Raw genomic sequence first — 12,727 nt, forward strand, 5'->3', positions numbered from 1 at the left:
CTGCTGAGCCTCGTCAGCTCTTCTGAGCCTCGTCCTGCGCGTGCTGCGCCTGGGCCAGCTGCCCGGGCGTGTACCGCAGCGTCAGCGCCAGCAGGCCCATGATCGCGGTGCCGATGGCGCACACCAGCAGAACGAGGGTGTACCCGCTGCCCAGCGCATCGATCTGACTCGGCGACATCTCGCTCACCTTGCCCGATTTGCCGCCGAGCGCCAGGGTGCGCGACAGGGCGACCGGGCTCAGCACGCCGACCGCGAACGGCGTGCCCATGTTCATGAACATCTGCCCGACCGCCGACAACGGGCCGATGTGGGCCATGTCCACGCCGACCAGCACGCACAGCGGCAGGATCACGATGGCGGTGCCCACGCAGAAGCCGACGATCGACATCATGACCAGCAGCGTGGGGAAATAGTCGGCCGAACTGTCCAGTGTGGAACCGAAATACAGCGCGCCCGCCAGCACCAGGGCCGCCGCCAGCAGCAGCCAGCGCGCCCGGACATACATGCACGCCTTGGACGCCACCGCGGTACCGACACCCGCGCCGAGGGTGAACGGAATGCTGGCCAGACCGGCCTGCAGCGGGCTGTAGCGCAGCACGTTCTGCAGGAACTGCGCGACGAAGAAGGTGGTCGCGCCGAGCACGCCGGAGGTCAGGAAGATGGCGGCGAAGGTGATCACGCGGTCGCGGCTCTTGAACAGCGACCACGGCAGCAGCGGGTTGTCCACGTCACGCTCGGCGAAGATGAACACGATGAGCAGGACGAAGCCGCCGATCAGCGCGCCGAGGATGATCGGAGAGCCCCAACCCATTTCGGGCCCCTCGGTCGCGCCGAAGACGATCGACACACAGGCCAGCGTGCCCAGGATGGCGCCGCGCACATCCATGGACATGCGGTGGTGCGCGGTGTCGCGCAGCTGGTAGATCGCGCCCCAGACGATGAGAATGCCGATCGGCACATTGATCCAGAAGATCCAGCGCCAGTCGACCTGGGTCAGCGCGCCGCCGATGACCAGACCGCCGACCGAGCCGATACCGACCATGGATCCGAAGATGGCGACCGCCTGATTGCGGGCCGGGCCGGGCGCGTAGGTGCTCGCCACCAGCGCGAAGGCGGTCGGCGCGGCAATGGCCGCGCCCGTGCCCTGCAGCGCGCGGGCCGCGATCAGCCAGGCCTCGTTCTGCGCGGTGCCGCACAGCGCCGAGGCGACGGTGAACAGCGCGACGCCGAGAATCAGCATCCGCTTGCGGCCGAACGAGTCGCCGAGACGCCCGCCCAGGAGCATCAGGCCCGCGAACGGAAGACCATAGGCCGTGACCGTCCACGCACTGCCCGCGCTGGACAGGCCGAGCTGTTCCTGTAGTCGCGGCAGCGCCAGGATCATGACGGTGCCGTCCAGCACGACCATCAGCTGAAGCCCGCTGAGGACGAGAATTGCGAGCCCGAACGCCCGCTTGGTCACCGGATACTGCATCGTCGCAGCGGGGTTATCGAGCACCCGCCCACTGTAATGGATGCACTATCCGGCGAACCGAACTCATTACGCGACGTCAGGAGTTGTCCTGGTCCGGCGCACCCGCGGTGAAGCCCGCGGTCGGGCCGATGACGATGATGGCCGGCGGGCGAATGCCCTCGGTGCGCACCCGCTCGGCGACGGTGGCCAGGTCGGCGCGCAGGATGCGCTGGGTGCGCAGGCTGCCTTCCTGGATGACGGTGACCGGGGTGTCGGCGGCACGGCCACCGGAGATCAGCGCGTCGGCGAACTTCTCGATTCGCTCCACCGCCATCAGCAGCACGATGGTGCCGCGCAGCTTTGCCAGCGCGGGCCAGTCCACCAGCGAATCCGGGTGGTCGGGGGCGACATGGCCGCTGACGACCACGAACTCGTGGGTGACACCGCGGTGGGTGACCGGGATACCGGCCAGGGCGGGCACCGAAATCGCGCTGGTGACACCGGGAACCACGGTCACCGGGATACCGGCGTCGACGCAGGCTTCGAGTTCCTCGTAGCCGCGCCCGAAGACATAGTTGTCGCCGCCCTTGAGCCGCACCACGAACTTGCCCGCCTTCGCGCCCTCGATGAGCGCGGCATTGATGGCCTCCTGCGCCATGGCCCGGCCGTAGGGAATCTTGGCCGCGTCGATGACCTCCACCTCCGGCCCGAGCTCGGCCAGCAGCTCCGGCGGCGCGAGCCGGTCGGCGACAACGAGATTCGCGCGGGCCAGCAGGCGGCGGCCGCGCACGGTGATGAGATCCGGATCGCCGGGGCCGCCGCCGACCAACGCCACGCCCGGGGTCACGGGGGCCGAATCATCGGTCACCACACCGGATTGCAGGGCTTCCAGCAGCGCGTTGCGCACCGCGGCCGAGCGGCGGTGCTGCCCGCCGGCCAGTACGCCCATCGTCATGCCGTCGTAGCGCGCGGTGGCCGGGGTGACCGCGGTGCCCAGCCGCGCGGTGTCGGCGCGGACGCAGAAAATGCGGCGGCGGGTGGCCTCCGCGACCACGGCCGCATTGGTCTGGGGCTCGTCGGTGCACGCCATGACGTACCAGGCGCCGTCGAGATCGCCGTCGGCGTAGGCGCGCAACTCCAGGGTCAGCTGTCCCGAGGTGGCCATGCCCTCGACCGCGGGCGTGGCCTCGCGGCTGATCACGTGCACATCCGCGCCGGAAGCGATGAGCAGCCCGAGCCGCCGCTGCGCCACCGTGCCACCGCCGACCACGACCACGCGGCGACCGTTCAGATCGAGGCCGACCAGGTAGTTCGGATCACCGGTGTCGACCCGAGACTCGGGAACCGGCTGGTCATCGGGGGTGGCTGCGGGGTTCTGCACAAGGATTCAGGGTACGGCGTGGGCGGCGGCGCCCGACAATCGCCCGGCATCCGGGTGGCAATCGATACAGAGTTCACAACGGTCGCGGTCATCTTGCGCATCCAACGCGCCGGTCATTTCTATGCTCGATAGCTATGACACGCAGTGCCGCCGTGCTTGTTCGCTGTTGCCTGCTCGCCGCACTGGTGCTCGGCATTCCCTTCGGAATCGGTCACGCGGACCCGCCGGTCGAGGCCGTCTATGCGCAGCCGGGGCCTTGGGCGGTGACCGAACAGCGCGCCTTCACGTGTTGCGACTCCACCGGGGCGGCCTACGACATCTGGTATCCGACCGAGCTGGGGGCCAACGGGTTCCGGCATCCGATCATCACCTGGGGCGACGGGACCAACGCGCATCCGAACCAATACGCGTATCTGCTGCGGCATTTCGCGTCCTGGGGGTTCGTGGTGATCGCCACCGAGAACTCGGCCACCGGGTCGGGGATCGACATCGCGAGGGCGGTCGACCGGCTGCTGTCCCTGGCCGCGGACCCGGGCAGCGTCTTCCACGACCGGCTCGACCCGGATGCGATTGGCGCGGTGGGGCATTCGCAGGGAGCGACGGGCGCCCTCAACGCCATGATGCATTCGGGCGGCCGGATCAAGACCGCGGTGCCGATCGAGCTGCCCATCCAGCTGTCGTGCTTCCTGGGCTGGTGCCCCGACACCCTCGGACTGGCCGGTGGTTCGGTCTTCTTCGTGAACGGTTCGGCCGACACCGTCATCTCGCCGTCCGAGCAGACCTTGCCGCCGACGGCCGTCGGCCTGCAATCACTGCGGGCCTTCTACGAGGCGGTGCCCGCCGGTGTCCAGAAGGCGTGGGGCACCCTGGTCGGCCCGAATCACAATGATGTTCAGGGCCAACCGGATTGCGCCGACGCCTCCTGGCCGTGCACCTCCGGCGTCTCCGGCTACCTCGGCTATCCCACCGCCTGGCTGGCCGCCCGGCTGCTCGGCAGGGCCGACGCCCAGCGGGCGTTCGCGGCCGGATCCGGTGAATTCCTCGCCCCGAATCCGCTGTGGACCAACCAGATCAGCGACATCACTACCCCATGACCTTGCCGAAGTTCGCGTCTTCCCGAATCAGGTGCAGGCCACGGCCCTTCCGGAGCGGCAGCTGGCCGAGGTCGACCTGATCGAGCGTGATGGTGACCGGGTGGCCGTCCAGCCGGCCGTCGAGCACCAGCCGGTTCGGCGTCGGTTGCTGGTAGCCGAGATCCGCCAGGTCGGTGGTCGCCTGCGCGCCGCGGAGCACCAGTCGGTGTGCGCCGGTGTCGATCTGCGCGCCCAGCGGCATCAACTCATCGTCCATGCGCTGCACGACGGCCATTGTGGGCTGGTCGAAAACCAGTCGCCGCCAGCGGCTCTCATCGGTCAGCAGCGGCGGCACCGGCTGGCCGTCGCGCGTGAAGTCGGTGACCGTCCAGATGCCGTACAGCTCGGATTTCGGGCTGCCACCGCCGTATTCGTGCCAGTTGTCCGCCCCGATCCAGACGTAGCCTGCCGACAACCACACGATCAGCAGCACCTGAGCGGCGGCCGCCCAGCGCAGCGTCCGGCGCGTGCGGAACGGCTCCGGTGTGGCGGCCGGACCGGCGGCCCGGCCGGTCAGCAGCGCGGTGAGCCGCGGGGCCTCGGGCACCAGCAGGACCAGGCAGAGCAGCATCAGATGGAACGACAGCAGCTTCACCGGCACATCGAAGGTCATGTTCAGCACCCACACCTGCGCCATGCTCACCAGGCTCAGCAGCACACCCGCCAACCGGGTGCGCGGTATCAGCAGCAGCACACCGCCCAGCACCTCGGCGGTCCCGAGCAGGGTTTCGTACACCGGTGACACGCCGACCTGACTCCACAAGTCGCCGTACGGGGTCAGCAGCGTGGTGAGCGCGGGCTCGGGCATCTGCGTCGGAATCGCTTTGGCGAACCCGTATCCGAGCATCTGACCGGCCAGGCACAACCGGATGAAGAGCAGGAACCACGCGGACAGGCGGTGATACTCGGTCCGGGTGCGGTCCAGCATCGTCCAGAGCACGGTCCCGGCCGCCGCGATCACGAGCAGGCAGAACACCAGGATCCAGAAGACCACCTGATCACCGCTGCCCGTGCTGTGCAGCGCCACATCGGTCCCGAAGACGGTGTGGCCCGTCCACTTCACCACGGGCAGGGACACGCTCATCCAGAGGCGGGGCCAGTCGTCCGGGAGCCAGCGTTGCAGCGGTCCCGCGAAGTCGATCAGCATTTGCGGGTAGAAGACGCAGAAGAGCCCGAAGTACAGGAATCCGAAGCGAAAGAGAATGCGTCCGATCGGATTCCAGGACCGTGCGGGTTCGGTGTCCCTCCCCTCCCGATCGGTCGTGGTGTCGATTGTCTGCACGCTCATGCCCCGTCCCTCACTTCCATTCGGAAGCTCCGACGGTAGGTGGTCCGGCGGTCCGCACGCTTCCGGATTCACCCTGAGCCGACCCGGAATATGCCTGATAGGAACTACTTCTCGAGGCGTACGTGGCAGCACGACCACGACGTGGCGACCAAGCCACATCCCGGTCACCGGTACTGGTGAAACGGGTCTCGCCGATCCCCTACCGGAGCTATTTAGAACGCGTTACATTTCACCCAACGTGCCGACCGGGCTTACCACAGCGGCGACTCGGCCGCATCCGGTAGCCCGCAGGCACACTCCGCTACACCCGCGCAGGGAGGACCCCATGACTTCGGCCCACGCCGATCCCAACCAGCGGATGGAACTCACGGTTTCCGACCAGAACCTCGATGAACTCGCGACCGAACTCGCGCAGTGGCTCGGGACCAAGGTCGAGGCCGACGAGCCGCCGCAGGTCACCTCGATCACCCGGCCGCAGGCCGGCGGCATGTCCAGCACCACGCTGCTCTTCGACGCCGAGTGGACCGAGCAGGGGCAGGCGGCCGGCGGGTCCTTCGTGGCGCGGCTCGCGCCCGATCAGAGCTCCTTCCCGGTGTTCGAGAACTACGACCTGGCAACACAGTTCGCGGTGATGGCCGGTGTCGCCGAGGCCACCGACCTGCCGGTGCCGCCGCTGTGCTGGCTGGAAACCGGTTCCGACAATGTGCTCGGCGCACCGTTCTTCGTCATGCGCCGCGTGAACGGCCGTGTGCCCGAGGACAATCCGCCGTACGTGTTCATCGGCTGGCTGCACGAGGCCACCCCGGAGCAGCGCTACCAGGTGACCTGCCGGACCATCGAGATCATCGCCGAGGTGCACTCGATTCCCGATCCGGCCCAGCGGTTCCCGATGCTGGCGGGCGAGGGCTCGGCGCTGCGGCGGCACTTCGAGGCCCAGCGGGCGTGGTACGACTGGGCGCTCGCCCGCGACGGCTTCCGCATCCCGCTGCTGGAGCGCACTTTCGACTGGCTCGAGGAGAACTTCCCCACCGATACCGGACCGGACGTGCTGAGCTGGGGCGACGCCCGGCCGGGCAATGTCATGTTCGACGAGTTCGATCCGGTCGCGGTGCTGGACTGGGAGATGGCCGCCATCGGCCCGCGTGAACTCGACGTGGCCTGGACGATCCTCATCCACCGGTTCTTCCAGGACATCGCCACGCGGTTCGACCAGCCGGGCCTGGCCGACTACATGCGGCGCGCCGACGTGGAGAAGCTCTACGAGGAGGCCAGCGGGCACGCCGTGCGCGACCTGGACTGGTACCTCATGTACGCCGCGTTGCGGCACGGCATCGTGATGGCCCGCATCCGGCGGCGGATGATCCACTTCGGTGAGGCGGCCGACAACGACGATCGCGACGACTACGTGATGCACCGGCATCTGCTGGAAGCCATGCTCGACGGCACCTACTCGTGGGATTGAGAGATGACGCAGAATCAGATCAACTCGCTCGACGAATACCCGATCCACCAGACCCCGCTGTCCATGTCGCGGGTCGGGACCAGTGATCGGAACTTCTACGACCGCAACTACTTCAACGCGCTCGACACTGGCAGCGACACCTTCCTGGTCACCGGTTTCGGCGTATATCCGAACCTGGGCGTGACCGACGCGTTCGCGACCGTCCGCCGCGGCGACACCCAGCGGGCCGTGCGGTTCTCCGACGCCCTGGCCGAGCGCAGCCTCGAGCCCAAGGTCGGCGGCTACCGGATCGAGATCGCCGAACCGCTGCAGAAGATCCGCGTGCTCTGCGAACACGAGGACCTGTCCTTCGACCTGACCTGGGAGGGTTCCTTCCCGGCCATGGCCGAACAGCCGCACACCATCCTCACCGGCGTGCACCGGCCCATCATCGACGCGCAGCGCTTCGCGCAGGTCGGAACCTGGTCGGGCACACTGCATGTCGACGGCACCGACATCAGCGTGGACCCGTCCGCGTGGTGCGGCACCCGCGACCGCTCCTGGGGCATCCGCCCGGTCGGCGAATCCGATCACCCGGGCCGGTTGGGGTCCGAACCGTCCGAAGGCTTCTGGTGGCTGTACGTGCCGCTCCTGTTCGACGAGTTCTCCATCATCGTCATCGTGCAGGAGGAGCCCAACGGCTTCCGCACCCTCAACGACGCCACCCGGATCTGGAAGGACGGGCGAGTCGAGCAACTGGGCTGGCCCCGTGTGCATCTGACGTACAAGTCCGGCACGCGCATCCCGACGCGGGTGCGCCTGGATCTCACCACGCCCGACGGCAAGCCGCTCGAGGTCGAGGTCGAGGCCGGAACCTTCATGGCCCTCAATGTCGGTTGCGGCTACGGCGGCGACCCCGATTGGCAGCACGGCCAATGGAAGGGCCGCGACTGGTCCGAGAGCAAGCTCTACGACCTGACCGATCCGGCCATTGCGGGGCGCATTCCGTTCGGCGTCATCGATCACGTCGGCAAGGCGCGCTGTGGCGACGCCGAGGGCTGGGGACTGTTCGAGCACGGCACCATGGGGCGCCACGATCCGACCGGATTCGCCGATTGGGGTGCTGTCGCACCCTGATCGCGCACAGCCGCAGCCCTCGCCGGCAACCAACCACCCGGCGGGGGCTGCGGCGTGCGAGAGTGACGTCACATGTCGGCAATTACGGTGGCCTACTGCGGAATTCACTGATCGCGGACGCCGCGGCCCGGATGAGGAAGTGGTCAGGTAGAGGGCCACCAGTAAGTGGCGACCATGTAAAGGCTGAGTAGGAAGCCTGCGATGAAGATCAGGGCACCGATCGCGAGTGCCCAGGTGGGGCGCCAGCCGTGGCGTCGGGCTATGCGACCGAGCTGCCAGGAGACGGCGCCACCGGCTGCCCAGGTGTACAGGGGGAAGGCGCCCAGGCCCAGGATGATCTGGGGTGGGCAAGGGTGCCGCCAGCCGCAGAACTCTGGGATGCCGTCCAGGTCTCTGATGATGAGGAAGGACAGGAAGGCTGTGGCGCAGAAGCCGACGGTGCCCCAGAAACGCCACCACATCAGGAAGCTGCACCAGCCGTCGGGTACGAGGGTGGGATACGCCACAAGGCAAAAGATAGAGAACAAAACGCAAAAGACAAAAGACCAAAGATGCCTGGAGAAGGGAGGGGGCCGGGATTGGGGACGCGCCTTCGTCTACCAGCCCCCTCACCTCTGAACCTGCATGTGGGTGTCGCTGCAGGAGGTATTCGCTTAGATCTCGGGGTTGGGGTATCCGCAGGATGGGAAGTCGCGAGGAGAAGACCGCTGTGGTTGTTCGGTGTTCGAGGATTTCAGGGTGGGCTTGCGGTGGGTTTTGTCTGTAGAAGGCGATGCGTGCGGTCCGTGGGCCGGGATCGGTGGGTGGCGGCTCTCAACCCGGCGTGAGCCCAAGTCCGGTAGGGCAGGCGAGGTGACCACACTCCCCGGTCCCTGCGCACGCCAGCAGCACACGAGCAGCCGGGAATCACGCCGCCCGTGAACCCCACCTCGAGCAACTGGAATCGATGGCAGCGGCGACCCACTCACCGACGTGATGTCTGTCGTTCACGCGAGGAATGCCAGTCGGGTCAAGACGTTTCGGGGCAATCCACCCGGTGCGACCCCGATACGGGGAATCCTTGCCCATGACAACGGTTTTCCAACCCTCGGCACTGTCGTTGACCAGCGCATGGCAGTGATCACAGACGAGCGTCAGGTTGGTCAGATCGGTGGGGCCGCCTTTGGCCCAGTCGGTGATGTGGTGCACCGCGCACATCGACGCGGGTGCGTCGCATCCGGGTCGGGTGCAGCCCTTGTCGCGGGCGATCAACGCCAAACGCTGAGCCGGAGTGGCCAGGCGCTGGCAGCGACCCAGGTACAGCGGCAGCCCGTCGGCGTCGAGGACCACCAGCACCGGGCGGGTGCCCTCGGCCATCTTCAACGCCTCATTGATGGAGACGTGGCCACCGGAGGCGGTGGTCGCAACCCCGGCCCCACGCTCCAGATCGTTGAGCGAGATAGTGACGATGGCCTGCACCGGCAGACCCCGGTGGGAGCCCAGCTTGGCAGGGTCGACACCGGGCTGCAGCAACGCGAACAACGCGTCGTGGGTGCGCTGACCGGCATCACGACGGTCCCGACGCGCAGCAGCCTCGAGCACCGTCGAATCGACGACCTTGACCGTGGCGGCAACACTGTCGGCGTCGTCGATGTTGCACCTACCCGGACGCGCCAACTTGGCGAACACCGCATCCAACAGCGCCCGCAGTTCGGGGGTGATCCAGCCCTCGATCCACGACATGCCATCCACCCCGGGACGACCCAGGATCAAGCCGCGGCGGCGACGGCGGTCGGCGTCGGAGACGACCTTGCCGTCGGGGTCGATACGGGCGAGGATGTCGCGACCGATCTTGGGCAGGTCATCGGGCCACCCGACCCGGGAATGGCCGACCAGGATGTCCTCTGCTTCCGCGCGAGTCTCGGCGGGGATATCGGTGGGCAGGTGGTTCATCACGTCGATGATGTTGCGGACATGATCGCGCGAGATATCCCCTGCCTCGAAGGCTTCGGCGGTCTCGGCCAACGCGGCCGGACGCAGATGACCGGTGGGCTCGAAGAACTCGCCGCACTGGCGGGTGATCTTCACCCGCACCGACGCGTCGTATTTCGACAATCCCAGTGTCTGCCGCAGGAACGGCACTACGCCCTTCGCCCCACTACCTTCGGGCAGCGAGCGGTTGCAGGCCTCGATGATCAGGCGTGAATCCAGCGCCGACAGTTGACGTTTGCAGGTCTCCAACCGCTGCATCAACTCCACGACCTCGCCATCGGCGAGCGGAGTGAGGTTGCCGTTGAGGACGGAATTCGACAGGGTTTCGACGGCGGTCGCCAGTTCTGCGATGCCGCACTTGTCGAGTGTCACCCCCGTCGAATTCATGCATTGATTTTACCGCTATAGCAACAACCCAGGAACCCGAAATGTCCTGTATCACTTGGCTTTTCACATTTACGACTTCGAATTCAATTCTGCCGCAGCGATAACAACCCCACCGAAGACGGTTTTGGCGATGACCAAATTCCCTCCCTCGCCGGCCAGCACAGCAGCCGCCTCGGCAACACTCGCGCTCCCCACGGCAAGCGCAACTCGCTCCGACGGATTGGGAACGGAAATGGCCTCCAGCTCCGCGAGCGTGAATCCCACCAGCTCGACACCCAACCAGTCGGCCGCCGCTCTGATTCCAGGCTCTCCGACCCGTCGCTCGACGGTCGCCAAGCAGCGAATCACCCTGTCACCGACCGCGTTTCGAATGGCAGCGAGGATCGCGTCGGCGGTTGTCCCGGGACGGAGTCCAACCCCGACAGCCAATTCAGGCCGGGGCATGGGTGCGGGCGAAATCAGCGGCGGTGGTGACGAATCGGCCGATGGCCGCTGGATTTCCGGCGGGGTGGGTGTGCAGGTAGGACGCGTGGACGCGATGCACCGCCGCACCCTCGCGGACGGTCTCGCCGGAGGGAGCGCGCCAGGCCCAGGCCGCAGCGGCGGATCCGGGGGTGACCAGACGGGTGCGGTGGAATTCGTGGCCGCGCACGCGTGCGCCCGCGCTCCAGAGCGGAGTATCGGTGAGCGCCACCGCATCCCGGTATCCGAGGGTGAGGCGCGGGCCGAATTCGGCTTCGGCGTCGATGACCCCGGCCATGCGGTGACCGTCGAGGGTGCGGGTCAGGTAGAGCAGGCCCGCGCATTCGGCGTGGATCGGGAGGCCGTGGCCGGCCTGTTCGGCGATGGCGTCGAGCAGGCCCTTGTTGGCCGCGAGTTCGGCGGCGTGCTCTTCGGGGAAACCGCCGGGAAGGACCAGTCCGGCTGCACCGGAGGGCAATTCGTCGCGCAGCGGGTCGAAGACTCGCACCTGCGCGCCCGCCGCCGCCAGCAATTCGCGATGTTCGGCGTACCCGAAGGTGAAGGCCGGTCCGCCCGCCATCGCCACCACCGGCCCGGATTCCGCCGCCGTCACCTCGGCGGCGGGATCCCAGTCCTGCCCCTGTGCGCTCGACGCGGCCAAGGCGGCCACCGCCGCGAGATCGATATGTGCCGCAACGAGATCCGTCATGGCGTCCACGGCGGCCTGGGCGGCCGAGCCGTGCTCCACCGCCGGAATCAGGCCGAGATGCCGTGACGGCACCGCCAATTCGGCCAACCGCGGCAGTGCGCCCAGTACCGGCAGTCCGACCCGGGCGCAGGCCGCACGCAGCACCTGCTCGTGGCGTTCGCTGCCGACCCGGTTGAGAATCACTCCGCCGAGCCGGATTCCGCTGTCGTAGGTCGCGAATCCGTGCAGCAGGGCCGCCAGGCTCTGGCTGTGCCCGCGCGCGTCGACCACCAGGATGACCGGCGCGCCCAGCATGGCGGCGATCTGGGCGGTCGAGCCCTCGGCGACGGGTTCGGTGTGGTGTTCGTCGATGCGCCCGTCGAACAGGCCCATGACGCCCTCGACGACCGCCAGATCGCAGCCCTGACTCCCGTGCCGGTACAGCGGCACCACGCGGTCGGGCCCGACCAGCACCGGATCCAGGTTCCGCCCGGGCCGTCCGGCCGCCAGCCCGTGATATCCCGGGTCGATGTAGTCCGGGCCCACCTTGAACGGCGCGACCCGGTGCCCGGCCCGGCGCAGTGCCCCGATCAAACCGGTGGCCACGGTAGTCTTCCCGCTCCCCGACGCGGGCGCGGCGATGACGACCGCGGGCGTGTTCACCATTCGATGCCGCGCTGGCCCTTGCGGCCCGCGTCCATCGGGTGCTTCACCTTGGTCATTTCGGTGACCAGGTCCGCGGCCTCGATCAGCGCCTGCGGTGCGTCGCGGCCGGTGATCACCACGTGCTGGTTGCCCGGCCGGTTGCGCAGCGTCTCGACGACCTCGTCCACGTCGACCCAGCCCCACTTGAGCGGGTAGGTGAACTCGTCCAGCACATAGAACCGATGCTGCTCGGCCTCCAGGCGGCGGCGAATCTCCTGCCACCCCGCCAGCGCCGCGGCCGCATGATCCTCATCGGACCCCTGCTTCCGCGTCCACGACCAGCCCTCCCCCATCTTGTGCCACTCCACGGCCCCGCCGACCCCGGTCTCGTCGTGCAGCGTCCCGAGCGTCCGGAACGCGGCCTCCTCGCCCACCTTCCATTTCGCGCTCTTCACGAACTGGAACACCGCGACATCGAACCCCTGATTCCAGGCCCGCAGCGCCATCCCGAACGCCGCCGTCGACTTCCCCTTCCCGGGCCCGGTGTGCACCGCGAGCACAGGCAGATTCCGACGCTGCCGCGTCGTCAGCCCGTCATCCGGAATGCTCTCCGGCAGCGGCACACCCTTCGGCATCGTCTCCAGCTCCTTCCACACCGACTCGTCGGTGAATCACGGTGCCATACGCACCCGGCGCGCCGATCCGCGCCCCGGTCCCGCACGACGACGGGTCACCGGTTCT

Annotated in this window: 11 protein-coding genes; 3 read left to right on the forward strand and 8 right to left on the reverse strand. The window is 67.9% G+C overall.

What is annotated here, in order from left to right; all coding sequences use genetic code 11:
• Positions 1 to 13: 13 nt before the first annotated feature.
• Together ACWEQQ_RS08695 and cobA are read right to left on the reverse strand one after the other, a co-directional pair.
• A complete protein-coding gene (locus tag ACWEQQ_RS08695; RefSeq protein ID WP_452347801.1) occupies positions 14 to 1,498 on the reverse strand; it encodes an MFS transporter in 1,485 nt (494 codons plus the stop codon).
• A 52-nt stretch (positions 1,499 to 1,550) separates the two neighbouring features.
• The gene (cobA, locus tag ACWEQQ_RS08700) at positions 1,551 to 2,759 is read right to left on the reverse strand and encodes a uroporphyrinogen-III C-methyltransferase (protein ID WP_452347948.1); all 1,209 of its coding nucleotides are present in this window, start codon (positions 2,757 to 2,759) and stop codon (positions 1,551 to 1,553) included.
• 209 nt (positions 2,760 to 2,968) lie between these two features.
• Here cobA and ACWEQQ_RS08705 point away from each other — a divergent pair, with 209 nt between their 5' ends.
• Positions 2,969 to 3,928, forward strand: coding sequence for a poly(ethylene terephthalate) hydrolase family protein (locus ACWEQQ_RS08705; protein WP_452347802.1), 960 nt, complete (start codon positions 2,969 to 2,971; stop codon positions 3,926 to 3,928).
• Here ACWEQQ_RS08705 and ACWEQQ_RS08710 read toward each other — a convergent pair.
• The gene (locus ACWEQQ_RS08710; protein ID WP_452347803.1) at positions 3,918 to 5,255 is read right to left on the reverse strand and encodes a DoxX family protein; all 1,338 of its coding nucleotides are present in this window, start codon (positions 5,253 to 5,255) and stop codon (positions 3,918 to 3,920) included. The genes ACWEQQ_RS08705 and ACWEQQ_RS08710 overlap by 11 nt on opposite strands.
• 325 nt (positions 5,256 to 5,580) lie before the next feature.
• Between ACWEQQ_RS08710 and ACWEQQ_RS08715 the strand changes: the two genes are divergently transcribed.
• Together ACWEQQ_RS08715 and ACWEQQ_RS08720 are read left to right on the forward strand one after the other, a co-directional pair.
• Positions 5,581 to 6,717: a phosphotransferase family protein gene (locus ACWEQQ_RS08715; protein WP_452344491.1), complete on the forward strand. Its 1,137-nt coding sequence runs from the start codon at positions 5,581 to 5,583 to the stop codon at positions 6,715 to 6,717.
• A 3-nt stretch (positions 6,718 to 6,720) separates the two neighbouring features.
• Positions 6,721 to 7,833 carry a hypothetical protein gene (locus ACWEQQ_RS08720; RefSeq protein WP_379468259.1) on the forward strand — a complete coding sequence of 371 codons (1,113 nt, stop codon included), beginning with the start codon at positions 6,721 to 6,723 and terminating at the stop codon, positions 7,831 to 7,833.
• Positions 7,834 to 7,976: 143 nt separating this feature from the next.
• Here the strand turns inward: ACWEQQ_RS08720 and ACWEQQ_RS08725 are convergent, their stop codons facing one another.
• The 5 genes from ACWEQQ_RS08725 to cobO form a co-directional block, all read right to left on the reverse strand.
• The gene (locus tag ACWEQQ_RS08725; protein WP_452347804.1) at positions 7,977 to 8,339 is read right to left on the reverse strand and encodes a hypothetical protein; all 363 of its coding nucleotides are present in this window, start codon (positions 8,337 to 8,339) and stop codon (positions 7,977 to 7,979) included.
• 400 nt (positions 8,340 to 8,739) lie between these two features.
• Complete coding sequence (locus tag ACWEQQ_RS08730) at positions 8,740 to 10,191, reverse strand: DUF222 domain-containing protein (protein WP_452347805.1); 1,452 nt, start codon at positions 10,189 to 10,191, stop codon at positions 8,740 to 8,742.
• A 69-nt stretch (positions 10,192 to 10,260) separates the two neighbouring features.
• On the reverse strand, positions 10,261 to 10,635 hold the full coding sequence (locus ACWEQQ_RS08735; protein WP_452347806.1) for a cobalamin biosynthesis protein: 375 nt from the start codon (positions 10,633 to 10,635) through the stop codon (positions 10,261 to 10,263).
• Positions 10,622 to 12,007 (reverse strand): cobyrinate a,c-diamide synthase, encoded by a 1,386-nt coding sequence (locus ACWEQQ_RS08740; protein ID WP_452347807.1) that lies wholly within the window; start codon positions 12,005 to 12,007, stop codon positions 10,622 to 10,624. Before ACWEQQ_RS08740 ends, ACWEQQ_RS08735 begins: the two co-directional genes overlap by 14 nt.
• Positions 12,001 to 12,621, reverse strand: a complete 621-nt coding sequence (gene cobO, locus ACWEQQ_RS08745) for a cob(I)yrinic acid a,c-diamide adenosyltransferase (protein ID WP_354837574.1) — start codon at positions 12,619 to 12,621, stop codon at positions 12,001 to 12,003. The genes ACWEQQ_RS08740 and cobO overlap by 7 nt, the downstream gene beginning before the upstream one ends.
• Positions 12,622 to 12,727 lie beyond the last annotated feature (106 nt).

This window comes from Nocardia sp. NPDC004123 (genome assembly GCF_053603795.1).

Excerpts from the sequence above, each read along its gene's own strand:
- ACWEQQ_RS08730 (WP_452347805.1), bottom strand. The coding sequence starts at position 10,191 with ATGAATTCGACGGGGGTGACACTCGACAAGTGCGGCATCGCAGAACTG.
- ACWEQQ_RS08740 (WP_452347807.1), bottom strand. The coding sequence starts at position 12,007 with ATGGTGAACACGCCCGCGGTCGTCATCGCCGCGCCCGCGTCGGGGAGC.
- ACWEQQ_RS08735 (WP_452347806.1), bottom strand. The coding sequence starts at position 10,635 with ATGCCCCGGCCTGAATTGGCTGTCGGGGTTGGACTCCGTCCCGGGACA.
- ACWEQQ_RS08715 (WP_452344491.1), top strand. The coding sequence starts at position 5,581 with ATGACTTCGGCCCACGCCGATCCCAACCAGCGGATGGAACTCACGGTT.
- cobO (WP_354837574.1), bottom strand. The coding sequence starts at position 12,621 with ATGCCGAAGGGTGTGCCGCTGCCGGAGAGCATTCCGGATGACGGGCTG.
- ACWEQQ_RS08720 (WP_379468259.1), top strand. The coding sequence starts at position 6,721 with ATGACGCAGAATCAGATCAACTCGCTCGACGAATACCCGATCCACCAG.
- ACWEQQ_RS08705 (WP_452347802.1), top strand. The coding sequence starts at position 2,969 with ATGACACGCAGTGCCGCCGTGCTTGTTCGCTGTTGCCTGCTCGCCGCA.
- ACWEQQ_RS08710 (WP_452347803.1), bottom strand. The coding sequence starts at position 5,255 with ATGAGCGTGCAGACAATCGACACCACGACCGATCGGGAGGGGAGGGAC.